Below are 21,877 nucleotides of genomic sequence, written 5' to 3' on the forward strand. Positions count from 1 at the left end.
CGCCCGCACCCATGAAGACGGCCCCGGCCTGTACCGCCAAGCACCGCCGGAGCCGCACCCCCGACCCCGTGAGAGGCAAGGAGTACTTCCCATGATGACCGACCGCATCAAGCCACGCCCGGGACGACCGGCGAAGACCTTCACTATCCCTGAGCAGCGCTCCCGGGGGTGGCTGACCGTGGACGAGTTCTGCGGGGAGCTGATGATCAGCCGCGACACCTTCTACGACTGGCGCAAGAAGGGCCGCGCCCCCAAGTGCGCGAAGCTCCCCAACGGGTCCCTGCGCATCCGCCGGTCCGAGTTCGAGAAGTTCATGACGACCGCCGAGGACAACGCCTGATGATCGACTCTGACGACCTGAGCTACAAGGTCGCCGTCTGGAAGGTCACCACCTACAAGGGCTCCCGGGGAACGACCTACCGGGTGCGCTGGAAGGTCGGCACCGAGGAGTTCAAGGAGCCGTTCAAAAAGCGCGCTCAGGCGGACGCCTTCCGCTCCCAGCTCGTGCAGTCCCAGAGCCGTGGCGAAGCGTTCAGCCTGTCCAAGGGACTCCCGGTGAGCATGCTCCGCGAGGAGCGGCCGGAGGTGTCCTGGTACGACTTCGCCGTCTCCTACGTCGATCACAAGTGGCCGGACATCTCCGCCAAGCACCGGGGGAACATCGCGTTCTCCCTGATGATGGCGACTACCGCGCTGTTCACCACGGAGCGGGGCAGGCCGGAACCGGCACTGCTCCGGGCCGCCCTGCGGCGTTGGGCCTACAGCAAGACCTACCGCGCGGCCGAACGCCCGCGGGAAGTCGACGACGCGCTGCGCTGGGTCGCCCGGCACACCCGTGCGGTCGGAGAGTTGGCCGACCCGAAGGTCGCGGAAGCCGCCGTTCGCGCGGCTACGCGCGATCTGGAGGGACGCAAGCTCGTGATCGGTTCCCAACGGCGCAACCACGGCATCCTCAAGGCCGCTCTGGCCTACGCGGTGAGTGAAGGGCTGCTCGAACGGAACCCGATCGGGGACTTGGAGGCGACCTCCTCCCGCTCGATCCACCAGGTGGACCGGCGGTGCGTGGTCAACCCCGAACAGGCGCGGAACCTTCTCGGCAAGGTCCGGGAGTACGGCTACGAGGAGACCGAGCGGCGCCGGGGCATGAAGTCCGGCCCACGCCTGGTCGCGTTCTTCGGCGCGATGTACTACGCGGCGCTGCGCCCCGAGGAGGCGGTGAACCTGCGCAAGCACAACCTGTCCCTGCCCGCTCCGCGCACCGACACGACCGGAGCCACGGTCTACGGCTGGGGCGAGATCTACGTGGAGGAGGTCACCCCGGACGCCCGCCCCGAGTTCACCGACGACGGCACGAGCCGGGACACCCGGCGCGGCCCGAAGCAGCGCGAGGCCGGAGAGGTCCGGCCGGTCCCCTGCTCCCCCGAGTTGACCCGGCTGTTCTGGGAGCACCTGGAGGAGTTCGGCACCGACCCCGAAGGAAGGCTGTTCACCGGGGTGCGCGGCGGACCGCTGGCAACGATCACCTACCGGCGCGCGTGGGCCTGGACCCGCGATGCGGTCCTGAGCGAGGCTGAGGCTCGCTCTCCGCTTGCGAGGCGCCCCTACGACCTGAGGCACACCTGCGTGTCCACGTGGCTCAACGCGGGCGTCTCGGAGACGCTTGTGGCCCAGTGGGCGGGGCACAGCGTGGCGGTGCTCAAGAAGATCTACGCGAAGTGTCTCGTCGGGGAGGAGGACCGCGCCAAGCGCCAGATCGAGGAGGCCCTACGCCGCTCCTGAACGTGGACGCGCATTGGCCGTAGGCACCCACCGAAGCCCACCACCGGTCACCGACAACCACCGGCGCACGAAAAAGCCCCGCCCCTGCTTTCGCAGGTGGCGGGGCCTTTTGCATGTCTGTGGGTTGTGGCTAGGGGCGGGGTCGAACCGCCGACCTTCCGCTTTTCAGGCGGACGCTCGTACCAACTGAGCTACCTAGCCGCGGCGCCGATTTCCTCGGCGACGCTTGCGGTCCTGACGGGATTTGAACCCGCGGCCTCCACCTTGACAGGGTGGCGAGCACTCCTAACTGCTCCACAGGACCTTGTTCAATTTTCACACCCGGCTGTACCGGCCCGGTGTGTTGCTGCGGTTCTCATTCTGCCAGATGTCCGACAGTGCTCTGACCGCTTCGTACCCCCAACGGGATTCGAACCCGCGCTACCGCCTTGAAAGGGCGGCGTCCTGGGCCGCTAGACGATGGGGGCCCGTGTAGACAGCCCAAGCATAGGGGAGATTCCCACCAACGCCAAAGTGATTGCCCGAGTCGGGCGAAACCTTCACGACCTGCGGGAACGCGAGGGCTACTGCTCACCCTCCGTCTCGGAGGCCCCCTCCTCCGGTTCCTCCGGCTCCTCGGACTCCTCGCCCGCTTCGCCGACCGGGCGCTGCGGATCCTCCTCGATATGCCGCTCGACCTGCGCGGACGTGAGCCCGATACCGCCGAGGTCGATGTCGTCGCGCGCCTGGAGGCGGCCGGTTTCGGCATCGAAGTACAGGACCGAGGCCTGGTACGGGGTGGGGCGGCCGGGGCCGTGATCAAGCCCACTCAATCCGGCTCCGCCCGTGGACCCCTGAACGAGGAACCTGGTGCCCAGTTCGGTCAGTTCCGTGGAACGCAGGTGCTCGTTCCCCGCCAGCACCAGCGGAACCACACCGTCGAACGGCTCCGCCTGGGTGCGCGTGTGCAGGACCGCGACATCCACCTCCGTGTCGCTGCCAGCGACGGACGCCGCCTGTTCCTCACCCAGTGCGGCCACCCCCGCCTCGTCGGGGTTGAGCCGGGTCGCGTCCGGGGTGAACCGGGGGTCCCCGGCCCCGTAGAAGGTCAGCCCGGCGACCTCCTCGACGTCCCCGTCCAGGACCACGGTGTTGGGCTGGGACTCCACCGCGCGCTGGGTGCCCATGGAGTCGTGCTGGCCGCGCACCCACACGTAGGGCACGTCCAGCTTGCCGATCTCGTCGGCGAAGACGTCCTCCGCCGCGCTGCCGCGGTCGGTCAGGTCGCCGGAGTCCACGACCACGTCCGCGCCGTACTGCTCCCGGAGGGTGCTGATGATGCTCCACGAGGCCGGGTTGAGCTGGATGTCGGACACGTGCAGGACGCGGATGACCGACTCGTCCTCGTCGTAGACCGGCAGCGTAGAGGTCGCCTCGTAGATCATGGACACGTTGCCGACCAGGCCGGCGAGCTGCTCCTGGTACTCGCTGAACCGGCTGACCACGTCGTCGGCGCTGCCCACCACCTGGGGGGCGCCCGCGATCAGTCCGGTGTAGCGCGGTTCCGCGATCGCGCTCGGGTTGAAGGTGAGACCGGCCAGCCCGCCGAAGGACACCAGGACGAGCAGCGAGGTGACCCCGCTGGCCAGGGCGCGCCAACCGCTGCGGAACAGCAGGAGGCCCATCACGGTCGCGCCCACGACCGCCGCGAGCAGGGAGCGCACCAGGATGGCGGTCACTCCGCTGGTGAGGTCGGAGCCGATGCCCGCGGCCATCCGGTTGATGGCGTCGGGATCGGAGAACATCTCCTCGGCCGCGGCCAGCCGGATGTCGGTGATGGTCGCCTCGAGTTTCAGCGGCGCCGCGTGGGTGTCGAAGGCCAGCTGGCCCAGCGGGGCGACGTTGACGACCGTCTCACCGTGCCACTGCGGGCTCAGGGCGAAGGTGACGTCGGCGGGGCCGATCGGCGTGACCACCTGGCCGCCGAGGGCCAGCCCGAGCCAGCCCCCGACCAGACCCGCGAAGAGGACGCAGCTCCAACGCCAGACACGCCCGGCACGCCATCGGCGGAGGACCCCCCGGAACCGGCCGAAGGCTCCACGGTAGTCGTAGGCACGAATCTCTCCCCAAGACAACACAACCCCATCATGCCGTTGACTGAAGCTGTTCCCAATGTTTCCTCCCATCCAGAGTGTTATGTCTCTTCCTCGACGCTCCGAGGAGGCAGCACAATGGCAGGTGTGGTTGAACTGACACGCGGGGACTTCGAGGAACTGGTGGCCGACGCCCTGGACCAGATCCCACCGGAACTGGCCCAGCTCATGGACAACGTGGTGATCACGGTCGAGGACGAGTCCCAGGAGGGCCTGCTCGGCCTGTACGAGGGGATCCCCCTGACCGAGCGGGGCGACTCCTACTTCGGGGTGCTCCCGGACCAGATCTTCATCTACCGTCGCAACATCTGCGCGATCTGCCGGTCCCCGGAGCAGGTGGTCGACGAGGTGCTCGTGACCGTCGTGCACGAGATCGCCCACCACTTCGGGATCGACGACTCCCGGCTCACCGAACTCGGCTGGGGCTGAGCCGACGGCGCCCCGAACCACCGGCCCCGGGTTCCGTTCGGTTCCGCCTCGCACCCGGCTAACGAACCGGTACGGGCGCGCCCGCTGACCCCTCCGTGTTCACCCAGGGCGACATTCGCCCACAATTCATCCGCTGATCCCATAAAAATGGCCCCCTGGGACTGGGTTCCGCTTTGGCGACACCGTGTCTGCGTGTAACGACGCATCTCAACCGCCCGGCACACCAGGCGCCCGAAAAATTCCCCCCTCCGCCCGGAACCACCTGGGAAAACAATCCGAATGCCGAAACCCGCGGGCCCGGGGAAGCATGAAGGGAAGCATTACTGGGAGCAACGAATCAGACACGAATTAGCCCAACCGGCTTGTCATCGAAGCCCACTTCCGGAACCGTTGGTCATGGGAACACGACACAGCGTGATTCCACCCCCTGTGAAAGTAAGGGAGTGCCGGGTGGGCAATCCGAGCCTCGACAAAGCCCCTGACAACGGAGACCACGAATCTTCCGCGGCGCAGGACAACAAATGGCGCAGTAGCTACCGCGACGTCATGGCGATCGGTGAGTTCCGCTCCATGTGGCTGGCCCACGCCCTGTCGATGATCGGCACCAACCTGCTGAACATCACGGCCAGTGTCCTGGTCTACCAGCTGACGGATTCGGCCTTCGCCGCGGGAATCACGCTGGCCGTGACGTTCCTGCCCCCGATACTCGCCGGCCCCCTGTTCTCGGGGCTCGCCGACATCCTGCCCCGGCGCCGGGTCATGGTCGCCTGCGACGTGATCCGGGCGGTCGTCATCGCCAGCGTGGGGATCCCCGGCATACCGGTCTGGCTGGTGTGGATCCTGCTGTTCCTGTCGATCCTGCCGTCGATCCCGTTCGCCTCCGCCAGGGCGGCCCTGCTGAGTCAGATCGTCCAGGGCGAGCGCTACGTGGCGAGCACCGCGATCCTCCACCTGACCACACAGGTCGGGATGCTCCTCGGGCTGATCGCGGGCGGGGTGATCGTCACGTTCGTCGGCCCCAACACCACCCTGATGTCGACGGGCATGCTCTTCGTCCTGTCCGCGCTGATCCTGCGGTTCGGGGTCAGGGCCCGGCCCACCCCGCTCAGGGAGCAGACCGGAGAGAAACGGCCCGGGCTCGTGGCGATGACCACCGGCGGCGCCAAGCTCGTCTTCGGTGATCCCAGGCTGCGCACCCTCGCCCTGCTCGCCTGGCTCGCGGGCCTGTACTCGGTTCCCTACGGGCTGGCCAACCCCATGGCCGCCGAAGCGGGTGCCGGTCCCGCGGCGGCCGGGTTCATCATGGCCGGTCAGGCGATCGGTGCACTCGTCGGCGGGCTGACGCTGACCCGGCTGGTCCCACCGCCGACCAGGATCAGGCTGCTCGGCCCGCTCGCGGTCCTGACCTGTGTGCCGCTGCTGCTCTGGGTCTTCCAGATGCCGTTGTGGATGATGATCACCGCGCTGGCCCTGTGCGGGGCCGCGGGCTCCTACCAGTTCGTGGCCAACGCGGCCTTCGTCCTGTGTGTCCCCAAGGAGGGCCGCGGTCTGGCCTTCGGCCTGGTCGCCTCGGGGCTCCAGGCCGCGCAGGGCGTCGGCATCCTGCTGTCCAGCTACTTCGTGGAGATCACTGACACGAGCACGGTCATCGTCGGGGCGGGCCTGCTCGCCCTGCTCTCCGCGATCGCCCTCGCCGTCCCGTGGTCCCGGATGTCCGGGGAGGTCTCCGCGCGCATGGAGGAGACCGAGTCGGAGTCGGCCTCCTAGGCGGCCGGACCGATCCTGCAGTTCCTGCAGTCGGCGGGCCGGGCCCGTCCAGCCCTCGTCCGGGCCCGGCCCCCGCCGCTGCCCGTCGCGCCCTGCCGGACCTCTCGTCCGGTCAGCACTCGACGCCGTGTTCCACGTGCTGCTCGCGAGGCTCCTCGGCCTCGTGTTCCTCCCGCTGGGCGCGCAGCTCGCGCCGCTCCCAGTCCGGGTGTGCTCGCAGGCTCCACATCAGTTCTCGCTCCCCTTTCCCTGGAAGTTGCGGATGATCTGCTCCAGCAGCGAACGCCGCTCGCTCTCGGCGGGCATCAGCAGCCAGGCCAGGATGTAGATCGGGATCCCGGAGAAGCCCAGCAGGGTCAGGACGACGAAGACGATCCGGATGATGGTGGAGTCCAGGCCCGTGTAGGCGGCGATACCCCCGCAGACACCGGTCAGGAAGCGGTCGGATTCACTGCGCTGGAGTCGCTTGCTTCCGAATTTCTCGTTCATACCTCCACCTTGCCCGCAGCCGACGACGATTCCCATCGGGGACAGCCCTGGGCGGCCCCTGACTTCCTTCCCCGATTCCCCGGGGAGGCCGGGCACGGGGTCGCGGAACCCCGTAGGGGGTCTGACGGTTCACGGGCCGACGGCGTTCCTGAGGCGTGCGGCACACCTTGTGGCGGGTGCGGATCGGGAGGTTCGGCCTCCCGCCGTTCCCGCGGGTGAGGGGTCGGGGTCAGGCGTCCGTCTCGGGCGCGAAGACCTCGCCCAGCATCCGCAGCGACGCACTGAGCTGACCGTGCAGCTCGTCGATCCCAGCACCGCTCCCGTAGGGGACTCGCTTGATGGCGTGGCGTACGGCGGACATCGCGGCCGCCGCGGCCAGCTCGGAACGCGCGTCGTCGGCGGGGGCGCCCGAACGTTCGGCGATCGCCCCGGCCAGGCCCTGTTCCAGGTTGTGGAAGCGGGCGAGCAGGCCGGGCAGGAGCTGGGGTTCGCGGTCCATGAGCTGTTTGCGCAACGCGGTGTCGGCACGCTGGGTGGCGAGGTCGCCTGAGGTGACCAGGGAGGCCACCAGCAGGATGACGAGGTCCTCCGCGAACACACCGGTGGGACCGTCAGCCACGAACTCCCCGCGCGCCTCCTCGTGCGGGGCGTCCGGGACGTCCCCGAGGAGTGCGTCCTCCTTGGTCGCGAAGTAGTTGAAGAAGGTCCTGGCGGAGACGTCGGCAGCGGCCGCGATCGCCTCCACCGTCACGTTCTCCAGGCCGTGATCCAGAGTCAGCCGTACCGCCGCGCCCTGCAGTGCGCGGCGCGTGGCCAGTTTCTTGCGTTCCCTCAGCCCCATGGGTCCTCCCGTTACACGAACAATAATTTCATGCTGTGCAATATTTCTCAACGTGTATTTTTTCATGGCGCAGCGGAAGGAACCCGCTTCACCGGGACGGGCCGTCATCCCGGGCGTGTCGTCCAACCGGCCGGGACCTCCGGTCGGGTCTCCTCCCGGAGATGGAGAGCGGGTGATCGGGGAAAGGGAGAACAGGACACAGATGACCCGGCTCAGCAGGGCGCCCTGTTGGCCCCGGCGGCCGAGCACTGTGGGTCACTCCTCGCCCGACCGCAACAGTCCCCGCCGGAACCCCGCCGCGACCGCGGCCGCCCGGTCGTTGACGTCCAGCTTGCCGTAGATGTGCAGGACGTGGGTCTTGACCGTGGCCTCGCTGATGAACAGGCGGGCCGCCGCCTCCCGGTTGGTGGACCCTTCCGCGATGAGCCGGAGGATCTCCAACTCACGTTCGCTGAGGGCAGCCACCGGCTCGCGGACCCGGCCGACCAGACGGGTCGCCACTGCGGGGGAGAGCACGGTCTCGCCGCGCGCGGCCAGGCGGACGGCACGGACCAGCTCATCGGGGTGCGCGTCCTTGAGCAGGTACCCCGTCGCACCGGCCTCGATGGCCGGGCCGACGTCGCTGTCGGTGGTGTAGGTGGTCAGTACCAGGACCCGAAGCGGGAGGCCCGATCCCGTGAGCTCCCGGATGGCCGCCACCCCTGCCGTCCCCGGCATACGCAGGTCCATGAGGACCACGTCGGGCTCCAGGGCCCGCGCGAGTTCCACGGCACGGGCACCGTCGGCGGCCTCCCCCACCACCTCGAACCCCGGCTCCGACTCGAGCATGCCGCGGATACCGTCACGGACCACGGGGTGGTCATCGGTGACCAGGACGCGGACGGGGACTTCGCTCACCGGGGTCCTCCTTCAGGAAGGCGGGGACGGTCACGGAGACCGCGGTTCCGGCACCGGGCTCGGACTCGATCTCCAGTGTGCCCGCCAGGCGGGACACACGCTGCCGCATCGATGTCAGGCCGAACCCGCCGTTCGGTCCGTCGACGCAGGCAGAGGCCGTGGATTCGGGTTCGCCAGCGGGTTCGCCGGGCGGCTCGGAGACCGACGCCCCCCATCCGGGCCCCGTCTCGAACCCCGCGCCGTCGTCACGCACGTCCAGGGCCACCAGATCCTCCATGTAGGACAGCGTCACCCCAACCCGGGCGGCCCGGGCGTGCCTCGACACGTTGGTCAGGGACTCCTGGAGGGTCCGGAGCAGAGCCGCCTCGACCTCGCCGTGCAGGGGGCGGGCCGGACCGGTCGCGGTGAACTCGGCGCGTACCCCGTGGAGCCGCGACCACTCGGCCGTGAGGTCGGCCAGGGCGTCGGGCAGCGGAGCCGCCGCCAGGGGCGCCGGGCCCAGGGCGTGCACGGACCTGCGCGCCTCGGCCAGGTTCTCCCGGGCCAGGCGGGTGGCGTTGGCGACCCTCAGCCGCCACTCGGCACGGTCCCCGTCGACGGCTTCCCCGGCCCCGGCTCGGCTCTCCTCACCAGGCCGGGCCTCAGCCCGCTGGGCCGCCTGGAGCTGGGTGATGATGCCGACGAACCCCTGGGCCAGGGTGTCGTGGATCTCCCGGGCCAAGCGCTCGCGTTCGTCGTGTACCCCGGCCTCCCGGGCCTGGACCAGCAGCTGGGCGTGCAGGCCCTCGTTCTCCCGAATGGTCTCCCGCAGCCGCTCCACCATCCGCCTGCGCTCGTCACTGCGCTCCTCGGTGATCTCGCCGAGCTGGCTGAAAACCACGACCAGGACGACCACGGCGGCGGCGAAGAACAGGTGGAGGAGGACCGAGGAGGGGGTGGGGTCGGGGGGCCCACCCATATAGGCGGTGATGGTGACGGCAGCTGTCGCGGTCACCCCCAGGAGCCGCCACGGGCCCCGGAGGAACTGCCAGGAGTAGATGTAGCCGGTGAAACCGAAGAATCCCGCGAACCAGACGCTCCGGGTACTGAGTACGGCGATCATCACCACCAGGGCGGCCACGAAGGCGGGCATCAGCCCCGGCCGGGAGGCCCACCTCGGCTTCAGGCCGGTCATCGTCCACATGAGAGCCGCCGCGACGACGGCGAGGCCGAGGGTCTCCGCGTGCCGCGGCCAGAGAGGGCCGTGGGTGGCCAGGGTCAGACCGGTGGAGACCGCCAGGAGGGCGTAGGGAACGGAGGCGGTGAGACGGCGCAGCCGTTCCTCCCGCAGGCCCAGGTCGTGCTCCGGCACCGTCCCCATACTCACTCCCAGCGGAAGAACCTGGCTGCGACGAGGCTGATGACCACTGCGTACACGGCCATGGTGAGCAGGGGCAGCGGTGTGGGGCCCGCGCCGCTCCAGACGTTGTGGAGGCTCTGCCGGAGGGCGCCCATCGGCGTGTACCCACCGGCGAGCGCAAGGATATCGGGCATGTGCTCGACGGGCTGCATGAGTCCGCCCAGGTAGGCCAACGGGAAGAAGAGGAGTGCACCGAAGCCGTTGGCGGACCGCCCGTTGGGGGCGAGCGCCGCGATGAGAAGGCCGACGGAGAACATCGCGGCGGTGCCGAACAGACAGGTCATCAGGAAGTGCGGAGCCCGGGGCGTGTGGGCGCCGAGGAAACCGACCCCGACCGCGAGCAGCACGGAGACCGCGGTGACGGTGAGGACCAGTTGGAGCAGGAGTTGCACGGTGAGCAGGTTGCCCGGGCTTACCGGAGTCACCGAGAGCCTGCGCAGGATGCCCCGTTCCCGATAGGTCGCCAGGGTGGTGGGGAGTAGGTAGAGGCCGACCATACTGACCGCCAGCGTCACCGCGATCGGTAGGAGGACGGTGTCGCCCTCCGTTATCGAACCGCCGAAGACGACGAGGATGAAGAGGGGAATGAGAAGGGAGAACACGGCTCCGGGTTCGCGAACGAGCAGCTTGGTCTCGACGGTGGTGAGTTTGGTGAGCGTCTTCACGGCGGTTCCTCATGATTCTCGGATCGGCAGTCGCGACCGTTGCGGGGTCAGGCCTGAAGGGAGCGTCCGGTCAGGGCGATGAAGGCGTCGTCCAGGGTGCGCTTGTCGATGCGCAGATCGGAAACGAGAACACGCTCGCGGGCCAGGCAGGCGGTGACGGCGGTCGCGAAGTCACCCCGCCCGGACACGACGACCAGATCGCCGGTGCGGGACACCGAGGCCACCTCGTCGAGGTTCCCCAGAAGGTCGCCCGGATCGGACCCGTTCGCGTCCATGAGCCGGAAGGTCATCCGGTACTCGGTGTCGACACCGTCGATCAGTCCGGCCGGACTGTCGACGGCGACGATGCGGCCCCGGTCGAGGACCGCGACCCGGTCGCACAGTTCCTCGGCCTCGTCCATGAAGTGACTGACCAGGACCACGGTCACACCCTCGGCGCGGATCCGCTTGACCAGTTCCCAGGTGGCACGGCGGGCCTGGGGGTCGAGCCCGGCGGTGAGCTCGTCGAGAAACGTGACCTTCGGGTTCCCGACCAGGGCCAGCGCGATGAACAGGCGCTGTTTCTGCCCCCCGGAGAGTTTCGCGAACCGCGTGTTCCGCTTGTCCGCGAGGTCCCACTGCTCCAGCAACGCCCGCCAGTCGCGGGGGCTGTCGTAGAACGAGGCGTAGAGGTCGAGAGCCTCCCAGACCTTGATGGTCTCGGGGAGCTGGGTGTGCTGGAGCTGGACGCCGATGTGCTCGCGCAGTTCCGTCCCCTGTCGGAACGGGTCGAGCCCGAGCACCCGGACCGTCCCAGAGTCGGGCCTGCGCAGACCCTCCACGCACTCGACGGCGGTGGTCTTGCCCGCCCCGTTGGGGCCGAGGATCCCGAAAACCTCGCCCTCCGCCACGGAGAAGGAGATCCGGTCCAGGACCGTGTGGCCGTCGTATCCCTTGCCGAGCTCGTGCACCTCGATGATCGCCATGCCCACAAGCCTGGTCGTCCGACCTGTGGAGCGAATCGCCCGTCAGGCCCCGATTCGCCAAGGATCCGGCCGATCCCGGCATCCACCGAACAGTGGACCCCTCCCGGCCCGTCCAGCCGACCAGAGCCCGTACGGCTGCGGTAGAGTTGTCCCGGCGACGAGCCCAGAGCCGTCGTGGGGCCTTAGCTCAACTGGCAGAGCAGCGGACTTTTAATCCGCGGGTTCGGGGTTCGATCCCCCGGGGCCCTACCGGGGAGAACCCCAGGTCAGAGCGTGTTTCCATCCGCTCTGACCTGGGGTTTTTGTGTGTCCGGAGGCCGGGTTTCGCTCCATGTGCGCTCCCCGGTCTCGCCTATGCCTCCACCTCGCCGAGGATCTGGCTCCGCAAGCCTCATTGAGGTTCGATTATTGGGTTCGGAGTTGGAGCCCGGTATGGGTCAGGAAGGCGGACAGCGGGTCCGGGCGGCGCTGGATCCGCCGGAGCCCGCCCCGCACCGCAGCGGCCAACTCGCTGAAGGACGGAGCCGCCACATCGGCCAGAGCAGTGGCACGCAGGTGCGCCCACGCGCCCTCGGTCGGGTTCGGCTCGGGCGCGTAAGCGGGCAGGTACCCCACCTCCAACCAGGTGCGGGAGGCGATGGCCCTGCGCATCCGCCGACTGCGGTGCCCGGACAGGTTGTCCCGGACCAGGATGATCGGGGCCGCCAGTTGCTGGTGGACCTGGTCCAGCAGCGCGATCAGCTCGTGGTCGTGGTACCAGCCCGGTCGGGTCCTGTAGAGCATCCGCGGCCGGACCCCTGCCCGGTAGCAGCACAGTGCGGCTACCGACAGCTTGGCCTGGGTCCCTTTGACCACGGGCAGGACCGGGGTCTGCCCGGCCGGGGCCCAGGTGCGCTCCACCGCGCCGGTCAGCGAGGTCCCCGATTCGTCCTCGAAACAGATCCACGCCCCCTCACGGTCCCCCTTTTTCGATCTCGGGCCAGGTGCGTGCGACCCACTCGGCGATGGCGTCCTCGTCGCGTTCCAGAGCACGGCGGACGGGCAGCTGGTTGGTCCAGCCCATCCGGTGCAGCAGGCGCCACACCCCTGACAGGTCGGCGTAGAGCACACCGAAGGTTTCGTGGAGCGCCCGTCGGATGCGGGCCAGGGGCCAGCCGTGGGCGGTGAACCCGTAGTCCTTGGCTCCACGGCGCAGGATCTGGCGTAGTTCGTGCTGTTGATCCTGGGTGAGCAGGCGGTGGGGTCCTTGCTGATCAGCGCGACCGTGCCTTCCTGGTGCCAGGCGTGGTGCCAGTGGTTGACCGCGCGGGTGCTCGCGCCGAGCATCTGGGCGATCTGGCTGCGCGGAGTCGGCTCTGCTCGAGCAGGGCGGCGGCGGTCATCCGGCGGTGCTGTTTGTCGGTGGCGTCCATGGTGGCCTCCCGAAACCCCTGGTCACAGGATTCCTAACCACCTCGAAGAGAACCATCAAAACTCAATCAGTACTGGTTCAGCCGACGCAGCTTCGGACGCGTGCGCAAGACGATGTATACAGCGGTCCACACCACGGCCACGATCAACCCGATAAGGGCGCCCTGCCCGAATGCATGGAACGACGCCGCCTGCGCCTCCTCATTGGCCATGGTCGAGTAGTCGACGCTCACGAACTTCCTGGTAGAGACGAAGAAGAACACCACGAAAAACGCCATGGGGAAGTGGAGCACCGCCTGCATGATGTAGCGGAACCGCCGATCGCGTACCATTCTAACCCCGAAACCGACACCACCGGCAGCAATGCCTCCGGTGGTTCGTACAGCACCTGCAAGGGCGTCGCCTGGGGCGTCGATCATACGTCCAGTGATGCGGCTCATATCTTGGTCGAACTGGGCGTTCGCTCTTGCTTTGGCAATGTCGTCCTCCAGCCCAGTAACCCGGTACCCGCCGTGGAAGTTATCTCTGCTGATACGTGCCATGATCGGTCTTCCTATTCCTTCGAGTAGATCTCGCCATTCCAGCGGTGCTGGTCGGGGATGGAGATGCTTCCGTCGTCGCCGACGGACACGGTGCGGGAGCCGTGGCGGCTGGCACCGATGCGGGTCAGCTCGGCACCGGACAGCGACCACGAGCAGTATCCGTCGATCTCGAGTTGCACACCCTCGCCCTCGTCGTAGTCCTCGGTGTAAGCGCATTCGCCGCCGGGCTCAAAGATGAGCACGGTATTTCCGGCAGTGCCGAAGTAGGTGCCCTCGATGGAATTGCCGCCAGAGCACCCAGCCAGCGTAAGGGCGATGATGGCAGCAGCAACCGCGGCTGCGGGTCTGTTCAGTGGTTTCGTATGTGCTCGCGTATGACGACGGCAGCGCGTTCCTCTCCGGGTCGCGGTTGTCCTGGTACACGAGTCAAATCTACAGGAAGTTATCAGGTTCTTGTAGAAGCGATCGGCACCCGGCACTCCCTGTATCCACTCCCCAGCATTGAAAGGCCCGCGTTCCGCGTAATTCATCTGCCCAGAGTGCGGAATCTTGGCCCTGATCTGGGAGAACACAGGGTTTTCGCCCGGAGGATGTTTCTCCAGGTGGTGGCACCTTTGCTGGTCAGCGGGGTATGGGCTGAAGGGCGAGGGCCTACTTGGGGCGGGGGACGCCGAGCTTGGCCAGCAAGTCGATCTGCGCCTTGGTCAGACCGGTGAACGGCAAGAACGCGCCGACAGGGCCAATGAGCCTTTTTCATCTTGAAGGTGCATGTCACAGCCCCGTGCCGGTCTCCCCTGAACCCCTTCCGGACAGCAAGAAGCCCCTGGTGGACGGTTTTTCGACCAAGAACCCCCGCCCCACCAAGGGCTCCGCATGCTGTTGCTGGTCCACCCGTACAAGGGCGAGCCGTTCGCTCAGGTCGCAGCCGGATTCGAGGTCGGCACCGCAACCGCTTGGCGCTACGTGCGCGAGACCACCGTCCTGTTGGCCGAACAAGCGCCCACCCTGGAACAGGGACTGCGCCACACCCGCCGCAGGGGGTGGGGGTACGTGCCTGACCGGGGCGGTTTTTCACACCGGCCACGGAGCCCAGGACGGGTTCAACTGGGCGTTGCAACACCCCATCTCTGAAGGGGTGACGGGGCGACTGGTAAGACTCAGAACAAGGCTCGGGCGGGCGCCCGGTTCCGGGTGGTGCGCTCTCAGTCGGGCGGGTCGGCGGCGCGCAGTTCCTCGTTCATGCGCTTGGCCTCCTCCAGCTGGTCCTCCAGGATGATGATCCTGCACGCGGCCTCGATCTGGGTGCCCTCGTCCACGAGTTCACGCGCCCGGGCGGCGATCCTGAGCTGGTAGCGGGAGTAACGGCGGTGTCCGCCCTCCGAGCGCAGCGGCTCGATCAGCCGGGCCTGGCCCAGGGCGCGCAGGAACGCCGGCGTGGTGCCGAGCATCTCCGCGGCGTTGCCCACCGTGTAGGCGGGGTAGTCGTCATCGTCGAACCGGTCACCGATATCGGCACGGGACAAATGCGTGTCTTCCTTCTCCTGACCGCACGTCGAGGGCCCCAGCGCCAAACGGCGCTGGGGCCCGAGAGTTCATTACCACCTACCGGCCGCTGCCGGTCTTCCGCTTCCCGAGGTCAAGCTGGGACGGGATAGCGGGGATCGCGGTTGTGTGACCGTGGACCACCTTCTTCCGAACCGGGGCCTGCGGTACCCGAGCGGAACAACCCACGCTCAGGCGATCCTGATGGCAACTACTCCTCTCGATCTCAATTCGTGCAGTGCTGTCTGCTGTCCTACCGGCCCCCGGCGCCTTGAAGCACGTGCGCGCCGTCGAGCCGTCCTGCTTCCTGCTTCCTGCTACGGCATCCCCTGTACGAGCGGGACGCCGGTACTGCGTTACTGCTTTACCTCAGTACTGCTGTCCTACCGGCCCCCAGCGTCTTGAAGCACGTGCACGCCGGTCGAGCCGTCCTGCTCTCTTCCTTGTTGCACGGCCTTCCCCGTGCGGGCGGAAAGCCGCTTCCTGCGGTACTGCGGTCCTGCTCTCCACCGGTGTATCCGGTGGCCCATCCGTGTAGCTCTGTGGCTACGACAGGAAATTTAGCAGCACGATCATCGAATGTCTACTCCAGCCACTACAGATTTCCATGTGTGGCGCAATCAGGTTCCTGAGGCCCACGGCGGGCGGCACCTGTCCCATCCGGGGGAAGAGTTGGTACTCCCCTGGCCTCGGCGGGCCGCGTCCCGGGAATGCCGTACACGCAGGAGGTCCGGCATGGATCCATGAAGGACGGGGATCCGTCGCCGGACCGGGCATTCCCACCGAGCGGGTTCCGCGTCCCCGGTCCGGGCCGGTTCTCCCAGCCCCGGCGACGACGGCACCGCTCCAGAACACAGGGGGCGATTCGATGACCGCTTCTACACCCTCGGACGGCGCGGCGAGCGGGGACGGCTCCTCCGGGAGGGGACTCTCCGCGGGTTCGGTCCCGACCCGGGTATGGGTCGCCCTGGCCCTGCTCGTCATCACGCTCGTCTTCATGCTGCAGAACCGGGACTCCACCGAGATCCAGGTCCTGTTCTTCTCCCTGGTGGCCCCGCTGTGGGCCACCCTCGCCGTCGCCGTGGGCGTCGGCGTGCTCATCGGCCTCCTCCTGCGCCCCTCCGAACGCAGGAAACGGAAGGCGGCGAAGAGGGGGTGACCGCAGGCGCTCCGACAGGGGTTCCGCGCAACCGCACGGACCGCTTGCCCGGGCCGCCCACCCGGCCCCGGAGCGGTGCGTACCTGGCAAGGGGGAGGTTGACCGCCCCTTTGCCCTAACCCGGGCGTGCCCCGGGTAGGACCGGGCCGCGACTTCCAGGGCCGCCGGAGAGCGTCCGGACCGACAACACACCCCAGGAGGGGTTCATGGCGCGTGCCACCGAGACCGGAGGCAGGACCGCGGGCGTCCCCCGGCCGAGCAGGCCGGGGGACGCCCGTGCGGGGGCGGGCGGGCCCTCCCCGGACGACACGACCGACTTCGACAACGCCAACCGGGGCCTCATCGCCACCGCCCCGCAGCATGTCACCGACGAACAGGGCAAGTCCGTCTGGGACCTGCGCGACTTCTCCTTCCTCCTCGACGGCACCGAAACCGCCCCCGGGACCGTCCACCCCCACCTGTGGCGGCAGGGCAGGCTGACCGCGATCAACGGTCTGTTCGAGGTCGTCGAGGGCGTCTACCAGATCCGCGGCATGGACCTGTCCAACATGACCCTCGTCGAGGGGCGCGAGGGCGTCATCGTCGTCGACCCGCTGGTGTCCGAGGAGGTCGCCGCCGCCGGCCTGGCGCTGTACCGCGAGCACCGCTCCGACCGGCCGGTCACCGCCGTCATCTACACCCACCCGCACCTGGACCACTTCGGCGGAGTGCTCGGGGTCGTGGACGAGGCCGACGTCACCTCCGGCAGGGTCCCGGTCGTGGCGCCGGAGGACTTCATGGAACACGCGGTGTCGGAGAACGTCTACGCCGGTACCGCGATGATCCGCCGGGGCATGTACTTCGCCGCGTTCGGCCTCGGAGCCGGACCGGAGGGCCGAGTGGGCATGGGGCTGGGCATCGGCACCTCCCAGGGCAGGGTGGGGCTCGTCCCCCCGACACTGGAGATCACCCGCACCGGCCAGGAGGAGGTGCTCGACGGGGTCCGGTTCGTCTTCCAGATGACCCCCGGGACCGAGGCCCCGGCGGAGATGAACTTCCACCTCCCCGAGAGCCGGGCGCTGTGCACCGCCGAGAACGCCTGCCACACCCTGCACAACCTGCTCACCCTGCGCGGCGCACAGGTCCGTGACGCCCGCATGTGGTCGCGCTACGTCAACGAGACCATCGAACTGTTCGCCGACGACTCCGACGTCGTCTTCGCCTCCCACCACTGGCCCGTCTGGGGGCGTGAGGAGATCCGGGGGTTCCTCTCCGAGCAGCGCGACATCTACGCCTACCTGCACGACCAGACGCTCCGGATGATGAACAAGGGGTCGACCGGCATCGAGATCGCCGAGGAGCTGCCGATGCCGCCCGGCCTGGAACAGGCCTGGAGCACCCGCGGCTACTACGGTTCGATCTCGCACAACATCAAGGCCGTCTACCAGCGTTACATGGGCTGGTTCGACGGCAACCCCGCACACCTGTGGCAGCACCCGCCGCAGGCCCAGGGGGAGCGTTACGCCCGCGCCATGGGCGGCGTGGACGCCCTCATGGCCCGGGCCCGCTCCTTCGCCGACGAGGGCGACCTGCGCTTCGCCGCCGAACTGGCCTCGCACGCGGTCTTCGCCGCCCCCGACCGGGACGACGCCAAGGGGCTACTGGCGGAGGTCCTCACCCGGCTCGGCCACGGGGCGGAGTGCGCCACGTGGCGGAACTTCTTCCTGGTCGGGGCCATGGAGTTGCGGGAGGGTGTGCCTCCCACGGCCATCGCCCTGGCCGAGAGCCTGGCCTCCGCGCTCAGCGTCACCCAGATCCTCGACTCGGTGGCCATCCGGGTGGACGGCCCTCGCGCCTGGCAGGAGGAGCTGTCCCTGGACCTGAGCATGGCCGACAGCGGTGAGCGGTACCGGGCGATGCTCTCCAACGGTGTGCTCATCCACTACCCCGACCCGAAGAACGGGGACGCGGACCTGGCCCTGACCCTGACCAAGGAGCAGTTGCTCGGGCTCCTGACCACGGGCGACCTGGACGGGGTGGAGCACCGAGGGGACGCGGGGGCGCTCCGGCGGCTGATGTCCGTCCTGGACGAACCCCGCCCCGACTTCCCGATCGTCACCCCCTGAACCGGGCCGTCCGCGGACCGTCGGCCGGGAGCGGCGGATGCGCTCCCGGCCGATACCGCCCGGTTACGGGGCGGCCAGTCGGAGGCACTCACCCGCCCACGGAACCGGCCTCGACGCGTTCACCGCGGGTCGTCTCCACCACGACCCTGAACTGGTCGGGCACCCGGCCGCGCAGATCCGCGAGCAGGGCGTCGACCGGCGGCGGCTCCTCCTGCACGCGGACCTCCACGTGCAGCGTCCGCGAGGCCGTGTACACGCTCGTCACCGAGGCGTTCGGCTGCTCCGACACCCAGCGTTCGGCGGCCTGCCCGGCCCGGTGCGTCCACACCTCGACCAGGAGGGTGGCGGTCGTGTTGGCGGCCAGGAGGACGAACACGAAGGAGAACAGCAGCCCCAGCACCAGGCGTGCCCGGCTCCCCGACCGGGTGTCGCGGGCCTCGCGCGGGAGGCCGTGGCCGGAGGCCGCGAAGACGACCATGCCCGCGAAGACCAGTGCGAGCAGGTTGGACAGGAACAGCACGGCCGCCCCCGCCGCCAGCCACAGCGCTCCCTTGCCCAGGCACACGCCCACCACCACCAGGGGCGGGACCAGGGAGATGGCGATGGCCACGCCCGGCAGGACGGCGGCGACGTCGCGTCGGGAGAGGCCGACCGCCCCGGCCGCGCCGGTCGCCAGGGCGGCGACCAGGTCCAGCAGGCCCGGTGAGGTCCGCCCGGCGATCTGATCGTTCTTCATCAGGTCGTACCCCGCCGGGACGACCACCGAGAACACCACGCCGACACCGATCACCAGCAGGCAGCCCAGGACGACCGTCCGGACCGCCCCGGTCTGGTTCTGCCGGACGATCCCGAGGGCGATCCCCATGATGGGCGTGGACAGCGGCGCGATGATCATCGCGCCGATCACCGTGGCAGTCGAGTCGGTCAACACACCGCCCGCGGCGATGACCGCCGACAGGGTCAGCATGCTCCAGAACGCCGATCTCTTGGCCCGGCTGTCGCCCGCCGACAGGTCCAGGTCCTGTACCAGGTTGTCCGAGGTGCGCAGTTGCGAGGCGGGCAGGACGCGTTCGAGGATTCCGCTGAGCATGGGTCGAGTATCGCGACGTCACCTCGGAAAACTCCGAAGGCGCGACCTGGTCGGCACGGGGCCGGCCGGAGGCCGCGGGGCCCGGCCGGGGAAAAGGAGTACCCCCGGGCGTCCGCGGCCGGTACTGCCCGCGGTCATGAGCACACCGACACCCCCGGACTGGCGTGAGGCGAACCGGGCCCTCTGGGACGAGCGGGTCCCGCTGCACGTGGCGGGCGACTTCTACGACCTGGACGGCTTCCGGGCCGGTGGCGAGGCGCTGCGCGACTCCGAGCGCACCGAGGTCGGTGACGTCACCGGGAGGTCACTGCTGCACCTACAGTGCCACATCGGGCTGGACACCCTGTCCTGGGCGCGGCTCGCCCCGCTCACTCGGGGTCGGTGAGCAGGTCGGAGTGGGCGGAGGCGTTGCCCAGGGAACGCAGCAGCTCGCCGACGAGGCGGTCGGTGGCGCCGCCCGGCCGCTCCAGCTCCGTCTGGGGTACCCGGGTGGCCTGCTCGTAGCGTTCGGCGTCGTACTCCGCGCCCGGGGCGGACCGGCGGTCCCCGCTCCAGGAGGAAACCCCGTGCGTGTTGGTGACCGCCACGCCCACGTCCCAGCTGCCCCCGTACCCGGCGTCCTCGGACAGGCCGGCGAGCAGGTCGAGGAAGGCCCGTACCCGGAAGGCCAGGGCTCCGTCGAAGAACAGGTAGCGGTCGGCGTACCGCGCGGCGGCCCGGCCGCAGTACAGGGACACCTCCCCGCGTTCCCGGACGACGAAGCGCAGGTCCCCCTCCTCCCGCGCGTCCGCCGAGGACTGGCTGGCGATGCCCACCCCGCCCGCGGTGCGGAACCCGGACACGAGGTCGCCGAGGACCGGCGACACCCGGGCGGCCTCGCCGCCGAGTTCCCGGGTCCGCTGCGAGACCCCGTCGCGGACCAGGTCGAACAGCAGCGGTTGCGCGTTCTCCGCGGCCGTCCAGGCCTTGAACATCCCGGGGATGCGCCGAGAGGGCAGCGCGAGCAGGTGCAGGTGCGCCAGCTCCCCGGCGGGGAAGGGGTCCTTGTCCACCTGTGCGCGCAGTGCGGTGCGCACCACGTCCAGCGAGGCGTCCCTGGCCCGGATGAGCCGCTCCACCTCGGCGTCGGACAGGCGCCGCTTCTCCCGGTCGCCGCGCCCGTAGTACGCGCCGCCCGCCATGTGCGGGGCCAGCGGTGAGGCGGGCACCTCGATGAGCAGGTAGCCGCGTCCAGGAACCTCGCTGTCGAGCCAGTCCACCGAGACCTGGAGCGGCGGATCGCAGGAGGAGGCCGCGATCCTGGCGGGGCTCTCCAGGATCTGGTCGGCCCACTCGACCGGGGCCAGCTCGAACCGGCCCTCGGCCTTGACCTCCCGTACCCCGACCACGATCAGGCCGCCGTCGATCGCGAACGACGCCATGTCCTTGGCCTGGTCCTTCGAGCTGCGGAGCTGCTGTTTGGCCTCGCGTTTGGGGGTTTCGGTGAACGCACCCTCGTTCAGGGCGGCTTCGAGTTCGGTTTCGCTGGAGGGACGCCATGTCGGAGGGAGGACTCGATCCATGTCCGCATCATGCCCACTCTCACCGGGAACCCCGCAGGGCTGACCGAATCCGGGCGGACGGGGTTTCCGGGGGGCCGGAGTCTCCGTGCGGCCGGGGTTCAGGATCCGGCGTCCGGGGTCCCCCGGAAGGTGCGGCGGTAGGCGCTGGGGGACACCCCGAGTTCGGCGTGCACGTGCTGGCGCAGCGACACCGCGGTGCCGAAGCCCGCCTCGTACGCGATCCGGTCCACCGACAGGTCCGACTCCTCCAGCAACTGCCGGGCCCGGTCCAGTTTCTGCTCGTTGATCCACCGGCCCGGCGACATCCCGGTCTCCTCCCGGAACCGGCGGGTGAAGGTGCGCACGCTCATCGCCTCCCGCTCCGCCATGTCGGCCAGGCCCGGCCGGAGGTGGAGGTGGTCCAGTGCCCAGGAGCGGGCGCGGGCGGTGGCGGAGCGCTCCGGGGCGGGCACGGGGCGGCGGATGTACTGGGCCTGGCCGCCGTCCCGGTGCGGCGGCACCACGGTGTTGCGGGCCACCTCGTTGGCGACGGAGGCGCCGTGGTCGGTCCGGATCATGTGCAGGCTGAGGTCGATCCCGGAGGCGACCCCGGCGGCGGTCAGCACCCGCCCGTTGTCGGTGTAGAGCACGTCCGGGTCCAGGTCGATGTGCGGGTACATCGCACGGAAGTACCCGGCGGACAGCCAGTGCGTGGTCACGCGGCAGCCGTCGAGGAACCCGGCGGCGGCGAGCACGAACGCCCCCGTGCAGATGGAGGCCACCCGTGCGTGTGAGGGGATCCGGTCGAGGGCGGCGGCCAGTTCGGGGGCGAGCGGGTCGTGCGGCCGCTCGACGTAGTCCTCCTCGGCGGCGGGCAGGACGACCGTCTGCGCCTCCGCCAGGGCCTCGGGGCCGTGCCGGACGTTCAGGGTGAGGTCGGTGTCGGTGGTGACCACCCCCGGTTCCAGGGCGCAGGTGAGGACCTCGTAGAGCGGTTGGTCGTCGGCGTCGCGGACCCGGCCGAACATGCGGTGGACGATCCCGGTCTCGATGGGCAGGACGCCGTGCCGGACGAACACGGCCACCCGGTGGAGTCCGGGCCCGGTGAAAGCACTCATGGCCGGA

22 protein-coding genes and 4 tRNA genes are annotated in these 21,877 nt (G+C 69.3%); 8 read left to right on the forward strand and 18 right to left on the reverse strand.

The window, feature by feature from the left end; genetic code table 11:
- Positions 1-91 precede the first annotated feature (91 nt).
- A complete protein-coding gene (locus AC0VYD_RS24490; protein ID WP_475477672.1) occupies positions 92-340 on the forward strand; it encodes a helix-turn-helix transcriptional regulator in 249 nt (82 codons plus the stop codon).
- Positions 340-1,779 carry a tyrosine-type recombinase/integrase gene (locus AC0VYD_RS24495; protein WP_475477673.1) on the forward strand — a complete coding sequence of 480 codons (1,440 nt, stop codon included), beginning with the start codon at positions 340-342 and terminating at the stop codon, positions 1,777-1,779. Before AC0VYD_RS24490 ends, AC0VYD_RS24495 begins: the two co-directional genes overlap by 1 nt.
- Before the next feature lie 127 nt (positions 1,780-1,906).
- Here the strand turns inward: AC0VYD_RS24495 and AC0VYD_RS24500 are convergent.
- The 4 genes from AC0VYD_RS24500 to AC0VYD_RS24515 all read right to left on the reverse strand — a co-directional run bounded on the left by AC0VYD_RS24500 (position 1,907) and on the right by AC0VYD_RS24515 (position 3,893).
- Positions 1,907-1,980 (reverse strand) — tRNA-Phe (locus tag AC0VYD_RS24500).
- A gap of 28 nt (positions 1,981-2,008) precedes the next feature.
- Positions 2,009-2,083 (reverse strand) — tRNA-Asp (locus AC0VYD_RS24505).
- A 90-nt stretch (positions 2,084-2,173) separates the two neighbouring features.
- A tRNA-Glu gene (locus tag AC0VYD_RS24510) sits at positions 2,174-2,246 on the reverse strand.
- Positions 2,247-2,342: 96 nt separating this feature from the next.
- Positions 2,343-3,893: a metallophosphoesterase family protein gene (locus AC0VYD_RS24515; protein WP_475480362.1), complete on the reverse strand. Its 1,551-nt coding sequence runs from the start codon at positions 3,891-3,893 to the stop codon at positions 2,343-2,345.
- A gap of 96 nt (positions 3,894-3,989) precedes the next feature.
- On the opposite strand from AC0VYD_RS24515, the gene AC0VYD_RS24520 reads away from it, so the two are divergent.
- Together AC0VYD_RS24520 and AC0VYD_RS24525 are read left to right on the forward strand one after the other, a co-directional pair.
- A complete protein-coding gene (locus AC0VYD_RS24520) occupies positions 3,990-4,340 on the forward strand; it encodes a metallopeptidase family protein (protein ID WP_191267484.1) in 351 nt (116 codons plus the stop codon).
- A gap of 450 nt (positions 4,341-4,790) precedes the next feature.
- Positions 4,791-6,107, forward strand: a complete 1,317-nt coding sequence (locus AC0VYD_RS24525; protein WP_475477674.1) for an MFS transporter — start codon at positions 4,791-4,793, stop codon at positions 6,105-6,107.
- 228 nt (positions 6,108-6,335) lie between these two features.
- On the opposite strand, the gene AC0VYD_RS24530 is transcribed toward AC0VYD_RS24525, so the two are convergent.
- The 6 genes from AC0VYD_RS24530 to AC0VYD_RS24555 all read right to left on the reverse strand — a co-directional run bounded on the left by AC0VYD_RS24530 (position 6,336) and on the right by AC0VYD_RS24555 (position 11,363).
- Entirely contained in the window at positions 6,336-6,596 is a 261-nt protein-coding gene (locus tag AC0VYD_RS24530) for a PspC domain-containing protein (RefSeq protein WP_191267488.1), read from the reverse strand.
- A gap of 229 nt (positions 6,597-6,825) precedes the next feature.
- Complete coding sequence (locus AC0VYD_RS24535) at positions 6,826-7,437, reverse strand: TetR/AcrR family transcriptional regulator (protein ID WP_475477675.1); 612 nt, start codon at positions 7,435-7,437, stop codon at positions 6,826-6,828.
- Positions 7,438-7,692: 255 nt separating this feature from the next.
- A complete protein-coding gene (locus AC0VYD_RS24540; protein WP_475477676.1) occupies positions 7,693-8,334 on the reverse strand; it encodes a response regulator in 642 nt (213 codons plus the stop codon).
- Positions 8,297-9,694, reverse strand: coding sequence for a sensor histidine kinase (locus tag AC0VYD_RS24545; RefSeq protein WP_475477677.1), 1,398 nt, complete (start codon positions 9,692-9,694; stop codon positions 8,297-8,299). The genes AC0VYD_RS24540 and AC0VYD_RS24545 overlap by 38 nt, the downstream gene beginning before the upstream one ends.
- A gap of 2 nt (positions 9,695-9,696) precedes the next feature.
- On the reverse strand, positions 9,697-10,398 hold the full coding sequence (locus AC0VYD_RS24550; protein ID WP_475477678.1) for an ABC transporter permease: 702 nt from the start codon (positions 10,396-10,398) through the stop codon (positions 9,697-9,699).
- Between the two features lie 47 nt (positions 10,399-10,445).
- On the reverse strand, positions 10,446-11,363 hold the full coding sequence (locus AC0VYD_RS24555; protein WP_475477679.1) for an ABC transporter ATP-binding protein: 918 nt from the start codon (positions 11,361-11,363) through the stop codon (positions 10,446-10,448).
- A gap of 176 nt (positions 11,364-11,539) precedes the next feature.
- On the opposite strand from AC0VYD_RS24555, the gene AC0VYD_RS24560 reads away from it, so the two are divergent.
- Positions 11,540-11,612, forward strand: a tRNA-Lys gene (locus tag AC0VYD_RS24560).
- 156 nt (positions 11,613-11,768) lie between these two features.
- Here the strand turns inward: AC0VYD_RS24560 and AC0VYD_RS24565 are convergent.
- The 5 genes from AC0VYD_RS24565 to AC0VYD_RS24585 form a co-directional block, all read right to left on the reverse strand.
- On the reverse strand, positions 11,769-12,395 hold the full coding sequence (locus tag AC0VYD_RS24565) for a transposase (RefSeq protein ID WP_475477680.1): 627 nt from the start codon (positions 12,393-12,395) through the stop codon (positions 11,769-11,771).
- Entirely contained in the window at positions 12,316-12,657 is a 342-nt protein-coding gene (locus AC0VYD_RS24570; protein WP_475480363.1) for a helix-turn-helix domain-containing protein, read from the reverse strand. The genes AC0VYD_RS24565 and AC0VYD_RS24570 overlap by 80 nt, the downstream gene beginning before the upstream one ends.
- Positions 12,658-12,841: 184 nt before the next feature.
- Entirely contained in the window at positions 12,842-13,315 is a 474-nt protein-coding gene (locus AC0VYD_RS24575; RefSeq protein ID WP_475477681.1) for a hypothetical protein, read from the reverse strand.
- Positions 13,316-13,326: 11 nt separating this feature from the next.
- On the reverse strand, positions 13,327-13,557 hold the full coding sequence (locus AC0VYD_RS24580; protein WP_475477682.1) for a hypothetical protein: 231 nt from the start codon (positions 13,555-13,557) through the stop codon (positions 13,327-13,329).
- Positions 13,558-14,517: 960 nt separating this feature from the next.
- Positions 14,518-14,838, reverse strand: coding sequence for a MerR family transcriptional regulator (locus AC0VYD_RS24585; protein ID WP_475477683.1), 321 nt, complete (start codon positions 14,836-14,838; stop codon positions 14,518-14,520).
- Between the two features lie 887 nt (positions 14,839-15,725).
- On the opposite strand from AC0VYD_RS24585, the gene AC0VYD_RS24590 reads away from it, so the two are divergent.
- Both AC0VYD_RS24590 and AC0VYD_RS24595 read left to right on the forward strand, forming a co-directional pair.
- Positions 15,726-16,016, forward strand: a complete 291-nt coding sequence (locus tag AC0VYD_RS24590) for a LapA family protein (RefSeq protein ID WP_475477684.1) — start codon at positions 15,726-15,728, stop codon at positions 16,014-16,016.
- Between the two features lie 206 nt (positions 16,017-16,222).
- Positions 16,223-18,121 carry an alkyl/aryl-sulfatase gene (locus AC0VYD_RS24595; RefSeq protein WP_475477685.1) on the forward strand — a complete coding sequence of 633 codons (1,899 nt, stop codon included), beginning with the start codon at positions 16,223-16,225 and terminating at the stop codon, positions 18,119-18,121.
- A gap of 88 nt (positions 18,122-18,209) precedes the next feature.
- Here AC0VYD_RS24595 and AC0VYD_RS24600 read toward each other — a convergent pair whose 3' ends face one another.
- On the reverse strand, positions 18,210-19,211 hold the full coding sequence (locus AC0VYD_RS24600; RefSeq protein ID WP_475477686.1) for a DUF389 domain-containing protein: 1,002 nt from the start codon (positions 19,209-19,211) through the stop codon (positions 18,210-18,212).
- A gap of 136 nt (positions 19,212-19,347) precedes the next feature.
- Here AC0VYD_RS24600 and AC0VYD_RS24605 point away from each other — a divergent pair, with 136 nt between their 5' ends.
- Positions 19,348-19,596: a hypothetical protein gene (locus AC0VYD_RS24605; RefSeq protein WP_475477687.1), complete on the forward strand. Its 249-nt coding sequence runs from the start codon at positions 19,348-19,350 to the stop codon at positions 19,594-19,596.
- On the opposite strand, the gene AC0VYD_RS24610 is transcribed toward AC0VYD_RS24605, so the two are convergent.
- Together AC0VYD_RS24610 and AC0VYD_RS24615 are read right to left on the reverse strand one after the other, a co-directional pair.
- Positions 19,580-20,773 (reverse strand): AlbA family DNA-binding domain-containing protein, encoded by a 1,194-nt coding sequence (locus AC0VYD_RS24610; RefSeq protein WP_475477688.1) that lies wholly within the window; start codon positions 20,771-20,773, stop codon positions 19,580-19,582. The two genes, AC0VYD_RS24605 and AC0VYD_RS24610, sit on opposite strands and share 17 nt — an antisense overlap.
- 98 nt (positions 20,774-20,871) lie before the next feature.
- On the reverse strand, positions 20,872-21,870 hold the full coding sequence (locus tag AC0VYD_RS24615) for a GlxA family transcriptional regulator (protein WP_475477689.1): 999 nt from the start codon (positions 21,868-21,870) through the stop codon (positions 20,872-20,874).
- Positions 21,871-21,877: the final 7 nt, after the last annotated feature.

Source organism: Nocardiopsis sp. iso_40 (assembly GCF_056173285.1).